The following is a 21718-nucleotide window of genomic DNA, read 5'->3' as shown; positions in this document are numbered from 1 at the left end:
CCGCCAGCGGCCATGACCGCAAAAACGGATATGTACACCGATCAATGTTCGGTGTCAGCAAGCGGGACACTAGAGCCGCATCGAGCCCAACAACCCTTGCAGAAAGTGCTCGCCGGCTTCCATCTGGCTGATCTCGATGAACTCGTCAGGCTTGTGCGCCTGTTCTATCGAGCCCGGGCCACAGACCACAACCGGCACATCCAGGCGTTGTTTGAACAACCCGCCCTCGGTGCCGAACGAAACTTTGGCAGTGCCGGTGTCCGGCGCGGCAAAGTTTTTCAGAAAACGCACCGCTTCAACGCTCGGGTGGGTATCGAGGCCCGGATAGACGTTCAGGGTTTCGATCTCGATATCCGCCACGCTGGACAGCTTTTTGGCTTCGCGAACGATCAGTTCGGCACGCTCGCGCATCTGTTCCAGGAACTGATCCAGGTCGTCCGCTGGCAAGTTACGCACTTCGAAATCCAGGGTGCACAGGTTCGGCACGATATTCAGCGCCTTGCCGCCGACAATCTGCCCGACATGCACGGTGCTGTAGGGCACGTCATAGTCGGCATCCTGGGCGCCCTGCTCTTGCAGTTGCTGCTGGCTCTGACGCAGTGCCGCGATGAAATCGCAGGCCACATGAATCGCATTGACCGAACGCGGCGCAAGCGAGGAATGCGCTTCCAGACCGCGACAGTAAGTGCGGTAAGAACCCTTGCCCTTGTGCCCGAGCACGAACTGCATGTTGGTCGGCTCACCGATCACGCACAGAAACGGCCGCACCGGCGCCAGATGCAATACATCCAGTAAGCGTCGAACACCCACGCAGCCGATTTCTTCGTCGTGGGACAGCGCCAGTTGCAATGGCCGACTCAACGGATGATCGGCGGCATCGAGCATGGCGTCGATAGCCAACGCGACAAAGCCCTTCATATCGCAACTGCCACGGCCATAGATCCGACCGTCCTGCACGGTCGCCTGAAACGCTGGAAAGGTCCAGGCCTGCCCCGCTGCCGGCACCACGTCGGTATGGCCGGACAGCAGAATCCCCGGCACCTCCCGCGGACCAGTACTGGCGAACAGGTTGGCCTTTTTGCCGCTGGTGTCCTTGACGATCAGCGACTCGATGCCCTTGCTCAGCAGCAGATCGCGCACGTACTCAATCAAGGCCATGTTCGATTCCGCAGAAACGGTTTCAAAGGCCATCAGGTGTTTAAGAATCTCCAGTACACGAGGCTTCATGAGGCCTTGCTCCGTTGCTCGACTGAAGAAGCGAACCGGTTGATGGAGAACGGCAAAATCGAAGTGCTGGTGCTGCCGGTGCTGATCAGTTCCGCCATCACGTCGCCCACGCCCGGGCCGAGCTGGAAGCCATGACCGCTGAAACCGAACGCATAGAACAAACCATCAACGGTGCCGCTCGGCCCCATTACGGGCAGTGAATCAGGCAGGTAACCTTCGATACCACTCCAGACCCGAATGATGTTCAGGTTGCCGACACCCGGCAGCAGGCGACGCATCTGATCGAATTGATTGAGAATGCTGCGCGGCTCGACATAGGCCCGGCGGTTGAGCATGTCCGGCTCGCTGCGATAGCCGCCACCGATGATGATATTTCCACGGGGTATTTGGCGGAAATAAATCACTTCCTCGGGAATCTTGGTATAGACACCGATGACTGTCGGCAAGGCGTAAGGCACTGGCTCGGTCACGGCCATTTGCGGACCATGGGTTTCCAGCGGCACCGGTTCGCCGAATTGCGCCGAGAGTTTTTGGCCCCAGGCGCCAGCGGTGATCAACAGCTGGGCGGCGCTGAACTGACGACCGTCGGTGGTGCTGATACTGAACTCGCCGCCGACCTTTTGCACCTCGGCCACTTCCGTGCGCTCTTCGATCTGCGCACCGAGGCGTCGTGCCGCGCGGGCAAACGCCGGGGCCGCCAGACGCGGGTTGGCGTGCCCATCGTGGGGGGCATAGGAGCCGCCTTTCACATCCGGGCCGAGAAACGGAAAGCGCTTATGTAATTCGTCGCCACTAAAGATCTTCAGGTCCAGCTGCTCTGCCTCAGGGGCGTCTGCGTAGGCTTGCAGCTCGGCGATCTCGTCTTCGCGGTAACACACCCGCATATGCCCACTGGCGATGAATTCCAGGTCATCGTCAATCAGTTCTGGCAGACGCTTCCATAACGCCCAGGAACGATTGGCCAGTTCCAGCTGCCCGAGGTATCGCCCTTGACGTCGCACGTTGCCGAAATTCACACCGCTGGCGTACTGACCGATCTGGTCGCGCTCCAGCAAGATCACCGACTGCCCGCGCAGGCGCAGGAAAAACGCCGCCGCTGAGCCCATCAGGCCGCCGCCAACAATCACGACATCGGCTTTCTGTACCGTCATGGCGACACCTCCTCGGTGAGTATCGAAAGGGGTTTGACCGGCGCTTGACCCCGTTGTCGGCCAACCTGTTGCACGCTGACGCCCGCGGCGGCGGCAATCACCTCTGCCCCGGCCTGGGAGCAATAACGGCCCTGGCAGCGGCCCATGCCGACCCGGCTGAAGGCCTTGGCCCGATTGACTTCACAGGCCCCCTTCTCACTGACGGTCCGACGCAATTCGCCGGCCGTGATCATTTCGCAGCGGCAGACGATCGCCTCGTCCGGCAGCGCTTTGGCCTGGGCGGAGGGCCAGGGAAACGCCTGCGCCAGGCCGAGGCGAAATTCATCCATCACCGCCAGCGCGTGCCGTTGTTCGTCGCGCAACCCGACGTTCATCGGTTGCTGCTGATCCTCCAGCAGCGCCATGGCCACCAGCCTCCCGGCGTGTTCGGCCGCATCGGCACCGCGAATCTTCGAGCCGTCACCGGCGGCATACACGCCGCTGACCGAGGTCCGGCCGTCTTCATCCGTGGCCAGCCACCATTGGCTCGACGCTTCATCGAAGCGCATACGGCAACCGGCCAGGTCGGCCAATTGAGTTTCCGGACGCAGGTGATAACCGAGGGCCACGGCATCGCAATCCACCGTCAAGGTATCACCGCGCGCCGTGCGCACGCGTACGCCACTGACACCGCTGGCCGCATCGCCTAGCACTTGAAGCGGTGAAATGCCCAGGTGCACCGGGATCTTCGCCCGGTAAAGCTGCGCCAACAGTTTCATCCCGGTGAACAGCAACCCCGGGCGCGCCAGCAGTTTCGGCATGGCAAGGATCCGTTTGCTCAACGGCGAAGTGTCGAGCACTGCCGCGACCTTGGCTCCCGCCTTCACATACTGACTGGCAACCAGATACAGCAACGGCCCGCTGCCCATGAACACCACGCTGTGGCCGATGGACACAGCCTGAGATTTCAGGGCGATCTGCGCACCGCCCAGGCTATACGTGCCCGCTAACTGCCAGCCTTCAATCGGCATCAAACGGTCGGTGGCGCCGGTGCAGAGGATCAGCGCGTCGTAATCCACCGTCGAGTGCTTGCCCTGGCTGACACAGCACAGTTGCCCCGGCGTCAGGTTCCACACCAGTGTGTCCGGACGATAATCAATCTGCCCGCGCAAACGGTCGAAGCTCTGGTGCAGGTCGTTGGCCTTGGCGGCTTCGGTGCCATACAGCGTGGCGTAATCCCGGGTAAACCTTTCGGGTTGGCGCCGGTAGATCTGCCCGCCATCCCGGCGATTTTCATCGATCAGGATGGGCTTGAATCCAGCGGCGACCAGGGTTTCGGCGCAACGTGTACCGGCCGGCCCGGCGCCGACGATTACGACTCGATGAGGGTTCAGCCGCGCAGTGGCCATATCGCCTCCGGTTGTGTGGTGACAATATCCAGCCCTTCACGGACCTCATTGGAACAGGCGCGTAGACGTTCGCCGCTGCGGGTCCAGACCCAGCAGTCCTGGCACGCGCCCATCAAGCAGAAACCGGCGCGGCGGCCAGAATCGAACTCCGATTGGCGCAAGGCCGAACCCTGAGTCAGCAACGCGACCATCAGCGTATCGCCCTGCAGCGCCTCGATAGGTTTGCCGTCTACCTGAAGTTTGATGATGGGCCGGCCCTGTTCGGCCAGCCTTACGAAACGCCCGTTCATGCATAGGCTCCCACGGTCATGCTGTTGGAATCCTGCTGAGTTTTCAGCAGCTCGGCACTGTCGTGATGGCAAAGGACTTCACTGCCGCCAACGATCATCCGACGGTCCGGCGGTACACAATTGCACAGGCCGTCGACCCGCACCGGGCAGCGATTGAGGAACGTGCACAGCCCCGGCACATTGGCTTTTGCACCAATGGGCGGCAGCGTGCCGCAGGTCGTTGTTCCACAGCTTTCCAGCCAGCCCTGACGCAACTCCGGCACCGAATGGATCAACAAGTCGGTGTAGGGGTGGAACGGTGCCTGGGCGTACGACTGGCGACTGCCGGCCTGGATCTTGTGGCCGCTGTACATCACCACGATGTCGTCGCACAGCGCTCGCACGGTGGAGATGTCATGGCTGATGAACAGATAGGACACGCCCAGTTGCTGACGCAGGTCGCGCAACAGTTCGAGAATCGCTGCACCGACCACGGTATCCAGTGCCGAGGTCACCTCGTCGCAGAGAATCAGATCCGGCTTGGCGGCCAGGGCCCGGGCCAGATTGACCCGTTGTTTTTGCCCGCCGGACAGTTCGTTCGGACGACGTTCAGCCATCGTGCGTGGTAAACGAACGAGATCCAGCAACTCACCGATACGCTCGCGCAATGCTGCACCCTTAAGCCCGAAATACATTTTCAGCGGGCGGCTCAGAATAGTGCTGACGCTGTGCATCGGGTTGAGTGCGGTGTCGGCATTCTGAAAGACCATTTGAATGCGTCGGAACTGCTCATCGGTGCGCGACGACAGGCTGCCACCCAAGGGCTGGCCATCGAAGGTCAGTCCCCCGAGCGCCGGCTCCAACAACCCGGCCACCACCCGTGCCAAAGTCGACTTGCCAGAACCTGACTCACCAATGACGCCAATCGCCTGGCCCCTACGCACGGTCAGATCAATATCCCCCAATACGAGGATCGATGGCATGCCATGCGCGTTCTTGTTGCCGTAACCGGCGGTCAGACCCTGGATGGTCAGCAAAGGAGTGTCTTCAGCAACACCGCAGGGTGGACGGATAGTGGTGTCCGGCCGTGCTGCCGCCAACAAGCTGCGGGTGTATTCGTGGGTCGGGCCTTTGAGCAAGGGTGCCGTGGCGCTCTGTTCGAAGATCTCGCCGCCATTGAGCACCACGATCTGATCGGCCATCTGCGCCACTACCGCCAGGTCGTGGGACACGTAGACTGCCGTCGCGCCACGTTCACGGACCACCCGTTTGAACGCCCGCAGTACATCAATCTGGGTGGTCACATCAAGTGCCGTCGTCGGTTCGTCGAGTACCACCAGCAATGGATCGCTGATCAGCGCCATGGCCGCCATCACCCGTTGCAGTTGCCCGCCGGAAACCTGATGAGGGTAACGCTGGCCAATGTGATCGGGGTCTGGCAGGGCCAGGTCGCGGAACAACTCGATGGCCTTGGCCTCAAGCACAGCCCTGCTGCCCAGACCATGAATCAACGCACCCTCCACCACTTGGTCGATGAGCCTTTTCGCCGGATTGAACGCCGCGGCGGCGCTCTGGGCGATGTACGACACACGGTTGCCGCGCAAGCCTTGCAGCTCGCCTTCGCTCAACGCCAGCATGTCGTGTTCGCCGATCTGCACCACCCCGCCCGCCAACCGACAACCGCGTCGGGCATAACCGAGTAACGCCAGGGCGATAGTGGTCTTGCCGGAGCCGGACTCACCGATCAGCGCCAGCACTTCGCCTTTCTGCAGGGAGAAGCTTACGCCCTTGACGATTTCCACCTCACCAAGCTCGCCACAGGCGACCACTCGCAGGTCCTGAACCTTAATTAACTCACTCATTTCAATGACCTCCCGAACGTCGACTACGTCGCGACGACAGTCGGTCGATAAACAGATTCACACCGATGGTCAGGGTGCCGATGGCCAACGCCGGAATCACGATGGCCGGCGCCCCCTGGTTGAGACCGCCGATGTTTTCGCGCACCAGCGACCCGAGATCGGCATCCGGCGGTTGCACACCCAGCCCCAGGAAACTCATGCCACTGAGCAGCAGCACGATGAAGCCAAAGCGCAAGCCCAGGTCCGTCAGCACCGGGTTGAGCATGTTCGGCAGGATTTCCACGCAGGCGATGTACAGCCGACGCTCGCCGCGAGTACGGGCCACTTGCACATATTCCAGCGCTTCGATGTTTACCGCCATGCTGCGGGCGATGCGGAATGCACCCGGGGTGAAGCTCAATACCGCCGTGCAGATCAGCAAGGTGACCGAGGAGCCGAAGGCCGAGACCATGATCAACGCCAGCATCTTGCTGGGGATCGAAATGAAGGCGTCCATCAAGCGACTGATCAACTCATCCAGCCACTTCGGCGACACCACCGACAGCAACGCGAAGCTGGTCCCCAGACCGCTGGCCAACACCGCCGCCACCAAGGCCAGGCCGACGGTGAATCGTGCGCCGACGAGTATCCGGCTGAGCATGTCGCGGCCCAGGTAATCGGTGCCGAACGGGTAAGCAGCGCTCAGGTTGTCGAAGACATTGTCGGAGACCACTTCCCCCACCGGATGCGGTGCCAGCCATGGGCCGAAGATGGCCACCAGCAACCAGATCACACACATCGCAGCGCCGATCAGGCCGAGCCAGGACGATCCGTGGGAAACCTTGCCCAGCGCCAATTTGGTAGTAGCCGGCGATTTCACAATGAGATTGTTCATTGATTTCTCAGCCTCGGATTGGAAAGAATCGCGCACAGGTCGGCAATCAGCACCAACGTCAAATACGCCGTACAAAACAACATGGTGCAGGCTTGAACCAGGGCCATGTCGCGGTTGGTCACGGCATCGACCATCAGGCTGGCGATGCCGGGGTAGTTGAAGATCGTTTCAACGATCACCACCCCGCCCAACAGGTAAGACAGGCTCAAGGCGATGGCATTGGCGATGGGCCCGATGGCGTTGGGCAAGGCATGGCGTAGAACGATCCGGATCTTGCTCACACCTTTGAGCCGGGCCATTTCCACGTAAGGGTTGTCGAGCTGATCGATCACCGCCGCCCGGGTCATGCGTGCCATTTGCGCGACAATCACGCAGCACAGCGTCATCACCGGTAAGGCGTAAGTGCGCATGAATTGCCAGGGTGACGTGATGTCACTGGCGTAGGACAACGCCGACAACCAACCCAGGTTCACCGCGAAAATCAGCACCGCCAGGGTCGCAACCAGAAACTCTGGCACCGCCACCATGGTCAAGGTAAAAAAGCTGAGGACACTGTCGATGCGCCCGCCCCGGCCCATGGCCGAACCGATGCCCAGAATCAACGCCACCGGCACTGATACCAGCGCCGTGGCGGCCGCCAGCATCAGGGTGTTGGGCAGACGCCCGGCCATCAAGTCGCGGACCGGCATGGCGTTGGATACCGACTGCCCCATGTCACCGCCAAGCAGGCTCATCAACCAGTGCAGGTAACGCAACACACCGGGCTGATCCAGCCCCATTTTCAGGCGCAAGGCTGCCACCTGCTCGGGCGTGGCGAATTGCCCCAGAGACTGTTGTGCCGCGTCTCCCGGCAGCACCGCCGTGATGGCGAACACCACCATGGACACAATCAACAAGGTCACGATCGCCGTGCCCAAGCGCCGGCCGATCAACCACAGTGTGTTGCTATTCATCACCCTATCCTCATGCAATGTAGCTGCAGCAAAAACCCGACTTTCATCAAGCGTCCAGCCAGACCTGCTCGGCAAACATGTACCCCATGAAACCGCCTAGAGGGTTGGTGCCGTAGCCCTTGATTCGCTGATCGGCGGCATCGATGTTGCTGATGAACACTGGCACGCCGATACCGCTGTGCTCATGCACCAGGGTTTGCATATCTGCGTACATCTTGCCGCGCTTGGCCTCGTCGGTTTCACCTCGGGCTTGTACCAACAGCTGGTCGAACTGTTCGTTTTTCCAGCCGGATTCATTCCAGGGTGCTGTCGACTGGAAGAACTGCGAGAAAAGCATGTCGGCATTGGGGCGCGGGTTGATGTTGCCGAAGCTCAGCGGGTGCTTCGCCCAGTGATTGGACCAGTAGCCATCGCTCGGCAGACGGTTGACGTCGAGCTTGAGTCCAGCCTCTTTGGCTGACTGCTGCAACAGCACGGCGATGTCCACCGAACCGGTCGCGGCCGGCGAGCACATCAGCGGCATCGTGATGCTTTCCATGCCGGCCTTTTTGAGCAGGAACTTGGCTTTTTCCGGATCGTAGGCACGTTGTGGCAGGTCGGCGTTAAAGAAGCGCGCACCCGGTGCGATCGGGTGATCGTTGCCAACCCGGGCGTAGCCACGGAATATCGCCGACTTGATTTGCTCGCGGTCCATCAAGTATTTCATGGCCTGGGTGAACTCCGGGCTTTGGCCCGGCATCTGGTCTTGACGGATGATCAGGTCAGTGTAGTTACCCGACGGCGAGTCCACGACCCGATGCTTGGGGCTGGCCTTGATGCGAACCGTTGAGCGCGGGTTAACCTCGTTGACGATGTGCACGTCGCCCGACAACAGGGCGTTGATCCGTGACGACTCATCGGCAATGGAGATAAATTCGATCTCGTCCAGATAGGGCAAGCCGGGTTTCCAGTAATTGGTATTGCGCACAGCAATCGAACGCACCCCGGGCTGGAACTCCTTGGCCTTGAACGGACCGGTACCGATGCCCTGGCTGAAATCGCTCGTACCCTCGGGAACGATCAACATGTGAGAGACGGCAAGAACCGACGGCAATTCAGCATTCGGGCCGCTCAATTGTATCTGCACTTCGTGGGTACCGACGGCTTTGACCTCGGCGAACTGCGACGCCAGCGGCAGGACCTTGGAACCGGTGAGTGGATCCTTGTGCCGCAACAGCGAAAACACCACGTCGGCGGCGGTCAGCGCCTTGCCGTTGTGGAAGGTCACTTCCTTGCGCAGGCTGATCACCCAGAGCGTGGCGTCAGTGGTTTCGATACGCTCGGCCAACTCCAGTTGCGGCACCATATGGCTGTCGAAACGCGTCAGACCGTTGTAGAACATGTAATGGCGCACGTAGTCGGTGGACCCTGAACCTTTGGCCGGATCCAGGGTGTCGGCGGTGGAACTGGACGAGCCTGAGACGCGGATACGACCGCCGGGCTTGCCTTTGCCAGGGCTTGCAGCCTCATCATCGGCAAACAGCTTGCCAGCGGCGCCGAACAGACTACTGGCGCCCGCGACAGCCACCCCGGCCAACCCCAGCATCTGCAATGCATTGCGGCGTGACATGCCGCGATTGAGCCCTTCGAAAACGCGCAGACTTTCTTCACCGGTGATCAGCTGGGAGTCGATATTATTTTTTTTGTCAGTCATGTCAGTCCTACCTTTCGTCAATGATCAGGCTCAAGTGCTGCTGATTAAGCGCAGCGTGGTTGAAACGTAAAGCAACACCATGAACTCAGTGCAGGTAGTCCTGCAGGCGGTAATACGCCCCCACCAGAGGCAGGAACCAGGGTTTTCCGAAATGCCCGGGAATGGCTGGCCAATCGAGTTCGCGCCACGGATTGGCCTCGACCTTGCCGGCCATTACCTCAGCCATGACCTGCCCCATGTGCACCGACATTTGCACCCCATGACCGCTGTAACCCATGGAGTAATAAACCCCTCCATGCTGCCCGGCGCGGGGTAACCGATCGGAGGTCATATCCACCAGGCCACCCCAGCAGTAATCGATCTTCACGCTAGCCAGTTGCGGAAACATCTGGACCATCGCCGCCTGCAATACCTTGCCGCTCTTGGCGTCGGAAATGCTGTCGGACATGGCAAACCGGGCACGACCGCCAAACAGCAAGCGGTTGTCCGGTGTCAGGCGGAAGTAGTTACCGATCATGCGGCTGGTGACATAGGAACGCCGTGCCGGTAGCAAGCTGTCGATCAGGGCCTGCGGTAGCACCTCGGTGGCGATCACGAAACTGCCCACCGGCACGATCCGCCGCCGATACCAGCCCAATCCGCCCTGCTGGCACGTGCCTGTGGCCAGCAGAATCTGCGTGGCGTGTAGCGAGCCCTTGGTGGTATTGACCTGATAGCCGCCGGCACTGGCCTTCCAATCCGTCACTGACACGCCCTGAAAGATCAATGCGCCGTGACGTGCTGCCGCCTCGGCCAACCCGACACCGAAGCGCCCAACGTGCATCTGCACGCCGTTGCGCTGCAGCATGCCTCCATGGAACTGGGTCGAGTTGGCTTCAGCACGGGCTTCTTCTGGAGAGAGCAACTCGACCTCGGCGTCGACCTCCCGCCGAATCAATTCGCAGGTGCGCGCCAAACCTTCGTAATGCATCGGTTTGGCGGCCAGCTTCAGCTTGCCATTGCGCTGTAGGTCGCAGGCAATCTGCTCCTGCTCCACCAATGAAACGACGCTCTGTACGGCGCTTTCATAGGCTTGGTAATAAGCACGCGCCTTATCAGCGCCGAGGCTGGCGCTGAGTGCCGCGTAGTCCTGGGCAACGCCGGTGCTGCAGTGGCCACCATTGCGCCCCGAAGCCTCGCCAATCACCCGCCCTCCTTCCAGCACCACCACACTGGCCCCCTTCAAGGCCAGGGCTCGGGCCGCGGCCAGGCCAGTGAGACCACCACCGACGATGGCCACATCGACCTGCCCGGGCAATGCGCCGAGCTGTGCACCGGTGAATTGCGGTGCGGTATCGAGCCAATAGGACTCACTGCCCATGTCTAACCCCTTTTGCCTTGAAGAGTGCCTTGAGACTTAGAGACCGACCAACCCGGGCAATGCGCCGATATCCGGGATCTGGTGGTAGCCATAAACGGCATTCGCCGGCTGTTCATGACCACGAGCAACGAAGGCTTTGTTCTTGATCTTCATGTCGTTGGCCGGCATCAGGTCGTAACGGAAGCTCGAGGACACATGCAGAACGTCCTCAGGCCCGCAGCCGAGGTTATCGAGCATGAACTCGAAGGCGGCCAGGCGCGGCTTGTAGGCCTGGGCTTGTTGGGCGGTGAAGACTTTATGGAAGGGAGCGCCGAGCTTGTCGACGTTGGACATGATCTGCTCGTCCATCGCGTTGGAGAAAATCACCAAGGGAATCTTGTCGGCGATTTTTGCCAGGCCGGCCGGTACGTCGGCATGTGGCCCCCAAGTCGGTACGGCGTCGTAGTAGAGTTGGCCTTCACCCCGGTACTCGACACCCCAACGCTTGCAGACGCGCGCCAGGGCGGTCTTGATGATCTCATCATACGGCCGCCAGTCACCCATCACCTGATCCAGACGATAGGCGGAGAAGTCCTTGACGAACTGATCCATTTGCTCAAAAGGGACACGATCGGCGAACAGTTCGCGCGTCATGTTTCCCATTTGAAAGTTGGTCAACGTGCCATAGCAGTCAAAGGTAATAAACTTGGGTCGAAGAAAGCTCATGAGTGCGGTCCTTAATGATTGTTGAGGTCATGACGGGGCAAGCAGTTACTCCGCTCTGGAAGCATCGGTGCAACGCTGCATCACGGATTTATTACAACACCAAGAGACCATGCATAAACTGTTAAAAGTATAGGCTGCTTGGTACAAACCACCGTTTTGCAGGGCTTGCTCAGCAGACTTTGCGGGACGCTCCAGACTCGGGCGCTCCACCCCCTGTTTCTACGCCTTTGCGGGCTTTTATGGTGCGCTGGCAAGCCACGCACAATGCAATGTGCGGCAGTATTTATGGCTGGCGGAAGGAGAACGAGGGCATTCTCTGAGGCGCGCCCGCTGATTGTGCTGCGAGGTGAGGCGGGGCCAATCAAGCGTCAATGCGCGCTGGGACAACCTTGCTTCTATTAGCGATAGCCGTGACATACCGGTCAAAACAACATCTGTACGCGTCGCGACAGCTCTACAAAGGCGGCGCATCGCACGATGCATCACCACGCCCCCACCTGCCTATCTATATGACCCATCACCGCCACCGATGTGCCTACGAACGCACTGACCAGGAATGGTCTCACTGAGCGGTCTATCAGAAGGTTTACTAACGAAATCGGTTCAACTTGTTCTCATACAAAGTCAGCCTGACAGATACGGCAGATTCTCCCTTGCAAACCTGAAGAACAGCACATTTTATCTGGCACGCTTTGCTAGCTTATTGAGAAGACCCGGCATAGCGATGTCCTGGTCGCCACGGCGATGTTCTGGTGATTTCCACGTTCGGCTTGATCTTTGTTTCAGCGGCCTTGCAAGGTCGCGAGCCAGACCGCCCTCTGCTGCTTGCAGTGCCTGTTACCGCTCTAGGGAGCCAGTTGAATGACAATACAATCTTCGAATAGCTACAGCATTGATCCGCAAACGGCTCAGAAATTTTATATCAATGGCTGTTGGTCTTCCCCGGCAATCCCGGCAAGTTTGCCGGTGGTCAATCCGGCAACTGAAGAGGTCGTTGCGCAGGTCGCGCAAGGCTCCGCCGCGGATGTTGATCGGGCAGTAGCTGCTGCGCGCGCAGCGTTTCCTGGTTGGTCTGCTACCCGCGCAGAGTCACGCGCGCTTGTCCTTGGAAAGATCCATGAGCTCATCCTTGAGCGAAAAGAAGTGCTCGCGCAGGCCCTCTCTCTCGAAATGGGCGCTGCCATCGGTTCCGCCCGGGCAATGCAAGTGCCTCTCGCGGCCGAACACGTTCGGGTCGCCCGCGATCTGCTGTCCACTTATCGTTTCCAGACGGTTGAAGGGGGAACCGCGATTGAGCGCGAACCCATCGGCGTCTGCGGTCTCATCACCCCGTGGAACTGGCCGCTTTATCAAATCACCGCGAAAGTCGCCCCGGCTATTGCTGCCGGATGCACTGTGGTCCTCAAACCAAGCGAACTGTCGCCTCTGAGCGCCCTTCTTTTTGCACAACTGGTCCATGACGCAGGCCTTCCACCAGGCGTCTTCAACCTCGTGAACGGAAGTGGATCCGAGGTCGGCGCAGCGATGGCTGCGCACCCTGATATCGATATGATTTCGATTACCGGCTCCAACCGCGCGGGGGCGCTGGTCGCACAGGCGGCCGCCCATACGGTGAAGCGGGTTACACAAGAACTTGGAGGAAAATCCCCGAACATTCTGCTTCCCGACGCCGACTTCGCCAAAGCCGTCCCACTGGGCGTGATGTCAGCGTTCCGCAACGTCGGACAATCGTGCAGCGCCCCGACACGAATGATCGTACCTAAGGATCGGCTGGCGGAGGTTGAATCGCTGGCAGCCGAAACCGCCAATGCGATCATCGTGGGTGATCCGCAATCGGAAGCTACGGTGCTCGGTCCCATTGCCAACGAGGCCCAGTTCAATCGTGTGCAAGCCATGATCGAGGCTGGTCTGAGTGAGGGCGCAAAACTCGTTTGCGGCGGACCAGGACGTGTGCCGGGTTATGAAAAGGGTTTCTACACTCGACCGACAGTATTCTCCGACGTAGATACCGCAATGCGCATCGCCCAAGAAGAAATTTTCGGGCCGGTGCTGTGCATCATTCCGTATGAAACGATCGATGAGGCGGTCGTTATCGCGAACGATACGGTATACGGGCTGGGCGCCCATGTTCAGTCTCAGGACCTTGATCTAGCGCGTGCAGTGGCCTCTCGTATCCGCGCGGGACAAGTGCTTCTGAACTATCCCGCCTGGAATCCAATGGCTCCATTCGGTGGTTACAAACGTTCTGGTAATGGTCGTGAGTATGGTGTCTACGGCTTGGAGGAATACCTGGAAACCAAGGCAATCATTGGATTTGGCGGATCACTTGATAGTACTTCCCGCACGTAGAACTCATTCAAATGTTCGGTGCCGTCCAATTCGGCTAGCCGCCGATGCGGACGCCCATCGCGCAGCCCCGTCGCGAACGCTTGTTGCGCCAGCAGAAAACACCGATCTCACACTCCTTGCGGTGGTTGCTGTTGGTCCCTGTCGGATTACTTGATTGCATGGCAGCCTACCGCCACGACGTAACCGCTCACCCGCTGCAAAAAAGTCCTCTTGTATTCGTTCTGCCCAGTGATGGGGTTGCGCCACAGGTAAGCAATTTCCCCTTTTTCATGGGCGCTCATTTGCTTGTGGATGTCCTCGCCAATAGGCTTGTCGTCGACTGAACGCAGTGACTTGAAGTCGGTGCCGATCAACCGGGACGAAAAGCCGCGAGCGACAAACCGTTGGGTTTTCAAGTCCACCACGAAGGCATAAAGATCCTCCTGGGTGAACCGCTTATCGTTATTTGAAGGTTTCACCGCCAGTCAGGACCCGATGACCGCCCACGCAACAGCGCTCAACACGAGCGCGCAATCAGGCGCGCCCGATGAGTGACATGCGCATCGGAAGTTCGAGGTGAGGGTTGACTGAAGAGCTTGTGAAACGCCTAAAACATTTCGAGAGGCTATTATCAAACGCGATGAAAGTAGTTTTCGTACAGGGATAAGCCTTGTCGCACAGGGGTATGGACGAACACTGTTTTTGCATATCAGTGCGGCGGATTTTCATCATACTGACATGATTGGCAGTGTTCGGTGGCTGCCTGTGTCCCGACAGGAGCAATGACCCATGAACGATCAAATCGAACTGTACGGCGCGAACACCGGCAACAGTCTGCGGGCCGCGATTGCCCTGGAAGAATCCGGCATCGCCTACACGGCACGCAGGCTCGACCTGTATGCGCAGGAACACCGTGGCCCGGCCTTCCTGGCGCTGAACCCGGCCGGGAAAGTCCCGACCCTGATCGACCACGGGACCACGCCGGCGCTGGTCATCAATCAGTCCAACGCCATCATCCAGTACGCCGATGCCAAGGCGCCGGGACGACTGGCGCCGGCGCAGGCCGGACCTGAGCGTATCCGGGTGATTGACCGCTATTTCTTTTTCGTGACCGATGTCATCGCCCCCAGCCATGCCGCGTTTTTTCTGCACCAGGCGGGGCAGGACAAGGCGGCGGCGATCATCGATCTGCGGGTGATCGAGCAACTCACCTACGCGGAAAGTTTTTTGACTGCCGGGTTCATGGCCGGAGCGCAGTTCTCCATGGCCGACATTTCGGCGTTCACCATCGCCACAGCGTTCCGTGATCGACTGGAATGGAAAGAGCTTCCGCAACTATCGCGCTGGTTCGTCTCGGTCGAAGCCAGGCCGGCGGTACAACGCGGCCTGAATGCGTTCAAGGATGCCTGAGTGGTCGATGTGCTGACGCTTATGTAGGAGCGAGCCCTGCTCGCGATGGACGTCAACGATAACGCGTGCTTACCGGTTAAACGCGCCGTACTTGAGTCTTTCGCGAGCAGGGCTCGCTCCTACAAAGTGCGGCATTCCAATAGATCAGTCGGTGTAGCCGAACTTCACCGAACGGCTTTCCTGCACCTGGCTTCGCGTAGCGAGGCAGTAATACAACGGACACGTCACCACCAGCCCCACCAGCCATGACAGGTCCGCGCCGTCCACCAGATTGGCGTACGGTCCGACATACAGCGACGTATTGGCGAATGGCAGCTGCACGATGATGCCGATGAAGTAGGCAATGATCCCGTGCAGATTGAAGCGACCGTAGATACCGCCGTCAGCGCGGAAGATCGAAGCGATGTCATAGCGACGACGCTTGATCAGGTAAAAGTCGATCAGGTTGATCGAGGCCCACGGCACCAACACCAGCAACAGCGCGAGAATCAGGCCGATGAACTGCGAAATGAAGTTCGCCGAAGCGCCCAGCGCCACCACGCAGCAACCGGCCAGTACGATGCCCGACAACACCACGCGCACCTTGATGCTCGGCGTCCACTGGCTGGCGAAGGTCTGGATCGAAGTGATGATCGACAGCACCGCGCCATACAGATTCAAGGCGTTGTGGCTGATGATGTTGAGCAGGAACAGCACCATCAGGATCGGCCCCAGCCAACCGGTGGACTGCTTGACCGCCGCCATCGCCTCAGTGCCTTCCGGGGTTGCCAGTACCGCCACGGCGCCGAAAGTGAACGACAGGATCGTGCCCAGGGTCGCCCCCAGGTAAGTGGCGAAGAACGGACGGGTGATACCGATATCCGCCGGCAGGTAGCGCGAGTAGTCCGACACATAGGGTGAGAAGCTGATCTGCCAGATGATGCCCAGCGACACCGTGGCCAGCCAGCCGGACAGGTTGAATCCGCCGCGGGTGAAGAAGTCCGCCGGCAGATCATGGGCGAAGATATAGAGAAAGCCAGCGAGCAACGCGCTACCCATCACCCAGGTGCCGATGCGGTTCAGGGTATGGATGAAGCGGTAGCCAATCACGCCGATGGCGGTGGCGCTGAGGGCACCGATGAGAATGCTGGCCGGCACCGGAACCGACGGCGCAATGCCGACAATCGATTTGCCTGCCAGCACGATGTTGGAAATGAAGAAACCGATGTAGATCAACGCCGCGAAGAACACGATCAGCAGAGCGCCGTAGCGGCCGAACTGCCCACGACTCTGCACCATCTGCGGGATGCCCATGCACGGCCCCTGGGCCGACGCCAGCGCAATCACCACACCGCCGACCATGTGCCCGAGGGCAATCGCCAGCAGGCCCCAGAACAGGTTGAGGTGGAACACCTGGACCACCATCGCGCCGGTGACGATGGGCAGTGGCGCGATGTTGGTGCTGAACCACAGGGTGAAGAGATCGCGGGCCTTCCCGTGGCGCTCTGCGAGTGGAACGTAGTCGACCGTGTGGTTCTCGATCAACGGATCTTGCCGGGACATCTGGGACATGTGCATGAACTCGAGTTTGTCTGTTCTTATCTTTGTATGAAGCCAAACCGGGGGGACTCTTTGGCCGCCCCTCAGATGCGGACCATATTATGGTATTCCAATCTTTAAACAAGACTGATCCGGTCTTTGAACAAGCATCTGAGCCGCTATGCTGCCCGAATCCTGCCAGCACTGGCTAGCTGAAAGCCCCGTAAACATTGACTTTCCGACGAAAGCGGTACGTTTATCGGTTCACCTAAAAAGACCTTGCAATCTATGTATTACGGTATACCATCAGACCTACAAACACATAAAAAAAGCGTCACATCACCCGAGGACCGTCCAATGATCGATGCCGCCATCTACAAACAAGTCATGGGTTCGTTCCCGTCCGGAGTGACCGTGATCACCACCCTGGATGACGACGGGCAAATCGTCGGCCTGACCGCCAGCGCCTTCAGCTCGCTGTCGATGGACCCGGCCCTGGTGCTGTTCTGCCCCAACTACAGCTCCGATTCCTACCCGGTCCTGATCAAGAACAAACGATTTGCCATCCACGTGTTGTCCGGCGGCCAGCAGAACGAAGCCTATGCCTTCGCGCGCAAAGGCAAGGACAAGGCCCAGGGGATCGAGTGGACGTTGAGCGAGTTGGGCAACCCGATTCTGGCCAACGCCACGGCGGTCATCGAATGTGAGCTGTGGCGCGAATATGAAGGCGGAGATCACGCGATCATGGTCGGCGCGGTGAAGAACCTGATCGTGCCCCAACAGAGCAGCGGGCCGCTGGTGTATTGCCACGGCAAGATGGGTGCCCTGCCCGTTCTGGCCTGATTTGACATTTCGGCTGCAGCTATCCAGTATTATGGTATACCAACAATCATCAATGCCCTGCGCCGACGGGCCAATAACAATAGATCCGAGGTAAGCGTCATGAAGTTTTCCCTGTTCGTACACATGGAACGTTGGGACGAAAGCGTCAGCCACCGCCAGTTGTTCGAAGACCTGACCGAGCTGACGCTGATGGCCGAGGCCGGTGGTTTCAGCACCGTATGGATCGGCGAACACCACTCCATGGAATACACCATCTCGCCAAGCCCGATGCCGTTGCTGGCTTATCTGGCGGGCAAGACCACCACCATTCACCTCGGTGCCGGCACCATCATCGCGCCGTTCTGGCATCCGCTGCGGGTGGCCGGTGAATGCGCGTTGCTCGACGTGATCAGCAACGGGCGCATGGAAGTCGGTCTGGCCCGTGGTGCCTACCAGATCGAGTTCGACCGCATGGCCGGCGGCATGCCGGCATCCTCCGGTGGCCAGGCGCTGCGGGAAATGGTTCCGGTGGTGCGCGCACTGTGGAACGGCGACTACGCCCACGACGGCGACATCTGGAAGTTCCCGACCTCCACCAGCGTGCCCAAGCCGATCCAGCAGCCGAACCCGCCGATGTGGATCGCCGCCCGCGACCCGGACTCGCACAACTTCGCCGTGGCCAACGGCTGCAACGTCATGGTCACGCCGCTGATGAAAGGCGACGAAGAAGTCCTCGACCTGAAGAACAAATTCCAGGCCGCGCTGGACAACCATCCTGGCGTGCCGCGCCCGCAATTGATGGTGCTGCGTCACACCCACGTGCACACCGCTGACGATCCACAGGGCTGGGAAGTCGGGGCCAAGGCGATCTCGAAGTTCTACCGCACCTTTGATGCCTGGTTCGGCAACAAGACCACCCCGGTCAACGGTTTCCTCGCGCCGAGCCCGGAAGAGAAATTCGCCGGTCGCCCTGAGTTCGAGCTGGAAAGCCTGCACAAGACCGCCATGATCGGCACCCCGGAAGAAATCATTCCGCGCATCAAGTACTACCAGGAACTGGGGGTCGACGAATTCAGCTTCTGGTGCGATAACAGCCTGCCCCACGCGGAAAAGAAAAAATCCCTGGAGCTGTTCATCAAGCATGTGGTGCCAGCGTTCCGCTGATTGCGCCGTCCTGCTGCAGCACACCTCAACTGTGGGAGCGAGCCTGCTCGCGATGGACGCTAACGATAACGCGCGCCATCTGAATGACCGCGTTGTCCAGAGTTTTTCGCGAGCAAGCTCGCTCCTACAGGGGTCGATTCCAATGATGACTGGTCGTCTCCCACCACTCGCCCTTCCCTCCGGCGCCGCGCGGGCTTACCTGCGCGGTGAATGGACCGCTTCGCACCTGCATTTCAAGCGCCTGCGCGCCAGCGTTTCGGCCAAGCAGAACGGCTTCTGGCAAATAGTTCACTGAGCCCACCCGAACAGCCAATCACGCACCCCGCGTCTCGCCATTGCATGGCGCGTGCGGTGCATCGTGTTTCGCCTTTGATCAGGTTTGCCCAATGAACAATAACAACGCGCTGTTGATCATCGACATGCAGCAGGAGGACGGCTTCGTCCTGGAAAACCTCGACAGGGTGGTCGCCCATACCGCCGCCCTGCTCGATACCGTCCGCCATCAGCGGATGCCTGTCATCTATACCCGCCACATCAATCAGGCCGACGGCAGTGACCTGCCCCACGGCGAACCTCTGGCCGCCGACGGTGGCCCCGGCAGTTACCGCGCCGGCACCCGGCAAGTGGAAATCATCGAGTCGCTGACGCCGCAGCCCGGTGAATTGATCATCGACAAGGGCCGTTACAGTGCCTTTCACCGCACCGACCTCGACGCCCGACTCAAGGCAATGGAGGTCGACACGCTGATCGTCTGCGGCGTGCTGACCGACGTCTGCGTGCTCACCAGCGTGTTCGATGCCTTCGCCCTGGGTTATCGCGTGCGCCTGGTCAGCGATGCCTGCACCACGACCACCGAGGCCGGGCATTACTCGGCCCTGCTGATCATGGCCAACTGGGTCTACGCACTGGAAATCCTCACCACGACCGAGTGCCAGCGCGACCTGGAACACCGCGATTACATCAGCCTGATCCCCGAGCGTCCGGACCTGTTTGCCCACCAGCCTCATGAGCTGCAAAGCACCATCGCCCGTCTGCAATCCCGTCTCGTCCGGACTCAGGAGTGATCGCCATGCAAGTTGAAAAAAGAAGCATCGATTTCATCCCCGAGACCGAACGCCACGGCAAGCCGGGTTCGCTGTTCTATATCTGGTTCGGCGCCAACATGAACATCACCACCATCGCCTCCGGTGTGTTGCCGGTGGTGATGGGGCTCAACCTGTTCTGGAGTGCGTTGGCGATCATCATCGGCTCGTTGCTGGGGGCGATTTTCATGGCCTCCCACTCGGCCCAGGGACCGAAGCTGGGCATTCCGCAAATGATCCAGAGCCGGGCGCAATTCGGCGTGTTGGGGGCCGTGTTGCCGTTGCTGTTCGTGATGCTGATCTACCTGGGCTTCTTCGTCAGCAACACCTTGCTCGCGGCCCAGGCGCTGGAGTCCGTCAGCCCGCTGCCGATGTCCGGCAATATCTACCTGATCGGCGCGTTGTGCTTCGTCGTCGCGCTCTATGGCTATCGGTTGATTCACCGCTTGCAGAAGCTGCTGTCGATTCTGTCGCTGGTGGTGTTCGTGGCGGCCACGGTGCTCGCCTTGCAGTTGCCGATCCCGGCCGAACAATGGCTGCCAACCGGCTTCTCGCTGTCGAAGTTCCTGGTGGCGGTGAGCATCGCCGTGACCTGGCAACTGTCCTACGCGCCTTACGTCGCCGACTACTCGCGCTACCTGCCGAGCAGCACCCCGACCGCCCAGGTGTTCTGGTACAGCTACGCCGGCACGGTCAGCGGTGGTGCGTGGATGATGATTCTCGGGGCGATCCTGAGCGTCGGCATCGGTGACTTCTCCAGCAACGTCGGCGGGCATGTCGCCGGTCTGTTCGGCGCTGGCGCGGTGCTGCTGTTCGCCTTCATCGTCTACGGCCAGGTGTCGATCAACGTGTTCAACCTGTACGGCGCGTTCATGTCGACCATCACCGTGATCGAACCTTTCGCCCGGCTCAAGGTGACCCCGCGAGTACGCGGTGTGTTCATGCTGCTGATCAGCCTGGTGGCCACGGCCTTGTGCACCATCAGTCAGGACGACTTCATCAACTTCTTCCTCAACTTCATCTTCTTCATGAGCTACTTCCTGATCCCGTGGACAGCGATCAATCTGGTGGACTACTACTGCCTGCGCAAAGGCCAGTACCGGATTGACGACATCTTCGACCTGAACGGGATCTACGGACGGGTCAACTGGATCGCCTGCGGCAGTTTCCTGCTGGCGATTGCCCTGGAAATTCCGTTCATGAACACCACGTTGTATGTCGGCCCGATCGCTACGGCGCTGGATGGTGTGGACCTGGCGTGGATCGTCGGGTTGCTGGTGCCGGCGTTGAGTTATTACTGGCTGATGAAAATGACCACGCGCGTCAGCGTGCCAGCGTAGTAATCAGCATTTGACGGCATAACAGATCGCAGCCGACGGCATCTCCTACGAATGCAAGGCGTACATCCCCGTAGGAGCTGGCGAAGCCTGCGATCTTTTGATCTTCTACTCCGGCCCGACCCGAACGGCTGGACGCCATCAAACGCCAGCCGCGAACCGTCCTACAGCCTAGGCGCATCCATACACGGAAGCGTCCTACGCACCTTCCAGAAACATCCTATATCAACCATTTTCAGCTTCCTGAAAGCTGTCGAGCGCTTGAACGCGGGAGGCAACGAAGCCTCCCCGTCCGCTTCAACAGCCAAGGGAGGCCTGATTTTGTCCAACGCACCGCGCACCTTCTTCGACCACAGCCGCCACACACTCTGGGTCCGCGAGGTAGACGCCCCCCTCGACGTCCTGGCCTTCCACGGCGAAGAGCACCTCAGCCAGCCCTTCAGCTACTACATCGAGTTCACCTCCAGCCAGCTCGACATCGCCGCCGAACGCCTGCTCGGCCAACAAGCCAGCTTCAGCCTGCACGCGCTGCCGGAAAAGGTCTCGTCCCTGATCTTCGAACCGTCCGAGGTCAA

General features: G+C 59.8%; 19 protein-coding genes and 1 pseudogene. 8 read left to right on the top strand and 12 right to left on the bottom strand.

The window, feature by feature from the left end; genetic code table 11:
- Positions 1 to 69 precede the first annotated feature (69 nt).
- The 10 genes from argE to AC1D19_RS29740 all read right to left on the bottom strand — a co-directional run bounded on the left by argE (position 70) and on the right by AC1D19_RS29740 (position 11482).
- Positions 70 to 1227 carry an acetylornithine deacetylase gene (gene argE / locus AC1D19_RS29785; protein WP_477765504.1) on the bottom strand — a complete coding sequence of 386 codons (1158 nt, stop codon included), beginning with the start codon at positions 1225 to 1227 and terminating at the stop codon, positions 70 to 72.
- On the bottom strand, positions 1224 to 2378 hold the full coding sequence (locus AC1D19_RS29780) for an NAD(P)/FAD-dependent oxidoreductase (protein ID WP_477765503.1): 1155 nt from the start codon (positions 2376 to 2378) through the stop codon (positions 1224 to 1226). The genes argE and AC1D19_RS29780 overlap by 4 nt, the downstream gene beginning before the upstream one ends.
- On the bottom strand, positions 2375 to 3766 hold the full coding sequence (locus tag AC1D19_RS29775; RefSeq protein WP_477765502.1) for an FAD/NAD(P)-dependent oxidoreductase: 1392 nt from the start codon (positions 3764 to 3766) through the stop codon (positions 2375 to 2377). Before AC1D19_RS29775 ends, AC1D19_RS29780 begins: the two co-directional genes overlap by 4 nt.
- Complete coding sequence (locus AC1D19_RS29770; protein ID WP_052964739.1) at positions 3748 to 4056, bottom strand: (2Fe-2S)-binding protein; 309 nt, start codon at positions 4054 to 4056, stop codon at positions 3748 to 3750. The genes AC1D19_RS29775 and AC1D19_RS29770 overlap by 19 nt, the downstream gene beginning before the upstream one ends.
- A complete protein-coding gene (locus AC1D19_RS29765) occupies positions 4053 to 5897 on the bottom strand; it encodes an ABC transporter ATP-binding protein (RefSeq protein WP_477765501.1) in 1845 nt (614 codons plus the stop codon). The genes AC1D19_RS29770 and AC1D19_RS29765 overlap by 4 nt, the downstream gene beginning before the upstream one ends.
- A 1-nt stretch (position 5898) precedes the next feature.
- Positions 5899 to 6771: an ABC transporter permease gene (locus tag AC1D19_RS29760; RefSeq protein ID WP_477765500.1), complete on the bottom strand. Its 873-nt coding sequence runs from the start codon at positions 6769 to 6771 to the stop codon at positions 5899 to 5901.
- A complete protein-coding gene (locus AC1D19_RS29755) occupies positions 6768 to 7724 on the bottom strand; it encodes an ABC transporter permease (protein WP_477765499.1) in 957 nt (318 codons plus the stop codon). The genes AC1D19_RS29760 and AC1D19_RS29755 overlap by 4 nt, the downstream gene beginning before the upstream one ends.
- Positions 7725 to 7770: 46 nt before the next feature.
- Positions 7771 to 9417, bottom strand: a complete 1647-nt coding sequence (locus AC1D19_RS29750; protein WP_477765498.1) for an ABC transporter substrate-binding protein — start codon at positions 9415 to 9417, stop codon at positions 7771 to 7773.
- An 85-nt stretch (positions 9418 to 9502) separates the two neighbouring features.
- Entirely contained in the window at positions 9503 to 10777 is a 1275-nt protein-coding gene (locus tag AC1D19_RS29745) for an NAD(P)/FAD-dependent oxidoreductase (protein ID WP_477765497.1), read from the bottom strand.
- A gap of 36 nt (positions 10778 to 10813) precedes the next feature.
- Positions 10814 to 11482 (bottom strand): haloacid dehalogenase type II, encoded by a 669-nt coding sequence (locus AC1D19_RS29740; RefSeq protein ID WP_150752413.1) that lies wholly within the window; start codon positions 11480 to 11482, stop codon positions 10814 to 10816.
- An 861-nt stretch (positions 11483 to 12343) separates the two neighbouring features.
- Here AC1D19_RS29740 and AC1D19_RS29735 point away from each other — a divergent pair.
- On the top strand, positions 12344 to 13831 hold the full coding sequence (locus AC1D19_RS29735; protein WP_477765496.1) for an aldehyde dehydrogenase family protein: 1488 nt from the start codon (positions 12344 to 12346) through the stop codon (positions 13829 to 13831).
- 146 nt (positions 13832 to 13977) lie between these two features.
- Here AC1D19_RS29735 and AC1D19_RS29730 read toward each other — a convergent pair whose 3' ends face one another.
- Positions 13978 to 14289, bottom strand: a complete 312-nt coding sequence (locus AC1D19_RS29730) for a cache domain-containing protein (RefSeq protein WP_477765495.1) — start codon at positions 14287 to 14289, stop codon at positions 13978 to 13980.
- Positions 14290 to 14599: 310 nt separating this feature from the next.
- Between AC1D19_RS29730 and AC1D19_RS29725 the strand changes: the two genes are divergently transcribed.
- Entirely contained in the window at positions 14600 to 15220 is a 621-nt protein-coding gene (locus AC1D19_RS29725) for a glutathione S-transferase family protein (RefSeq protein ID WP_477765494.1), read from the top strand.
- A gap of 144 nt (positions 15221 to 15364) precedes the next feature.
- Here the strand turns inward: AC1D19_RS29725 and AC1D19_RS29720 are convergent, their stop codons facing one another.
- Positions 15365 to 16771, bottom strand: coding sequence for a purine-cytosine permease family protein (locus tag AC1D19_RS29720; protein WP_477765493.1), 1407 nt, complete (start codon positions 16769 to 16771; stop codon positions 15365 to 15367).
- A gap of 324 nt (positions 16772 to 17095) precedes the next feature.
- Here AC1D19_RS29720 and AC1D19_RS29715 point away from each other — a divergent pair, with 324 nt between their 5' ends.
- The 6 genes and pseudogenes from AC1D19_RS29715 to AC1D19_RS29690 all read left to right on the top strand — a co-directional run.
- Entirely contained in the window at positions 17096 to 17581 is a 486-nt protein-coding gene (locus AC1D19_RS29715; protein ID WP_477753854.1) for a flavin reductase family protein, read from the top strand.
- Between the two features lie 99 nt (positions 17582 to 17680).
- Positions 17681 to 18724: an LLM class flavin-dependent oxidoreductase gene (locus AC1D19_RS29710; protein ID WP_477765492.1), complete on the top strand. Its 1044-nt coding sequence runs from the start codon at positions 17681 to 17683 to the stop codon at positions 18722 to 18724.
- A gap of 145 nt (positions 18725 to 18869) precedes the next feature.
- Positions 18870 to 19019: a hypothetical protein gene (locus AC1D19_RS29705; protein ID WP_477753882.1), complete on the top strand. Its 150-nt coding sequence runs from the start codon at positions 18870 to 18872 to the stop codon at positions 19017 to 19019.
- Positions 19020 to 19110: 91 nt separating this feature from the next.
- A complete protein-coding gene (locus AC1D19_RS29700; RefSeq protein ID WP_477765491.1) occupies positions 19111 to 19788 on the top strand; it encodes a cysteine hydrolase family protein in 678 nt (225 codons plus the stop codon).
- 5 nt (positions 19789 to 19793) lie between these two features.
- Positions 19794 to 21146: a purine-cytosine permease family protein gene (locus AC1D19_RS29695; protein ID WP_477765490.1), complete on the top strand. Its 1353-nt coding sequence runs from the start codon at positions 19794 to 19796 to the stop codon at positions 21144 to 21146.
- Positions 21147 to 21464: 318 nt separating this feature from the next.
- Positions 21465 to 21718: pseudogene (locus AC1D19_RS29690) on the top strand (type VI secretion system tip protein VgrG); the annotation flags it as partial.

This window comes from Pseudomonas sp. P1_C12 (assembly GCF_056406435.1).
This window is presented reverse-complemented; position numbering and strand designations above follow the sequence as displayed.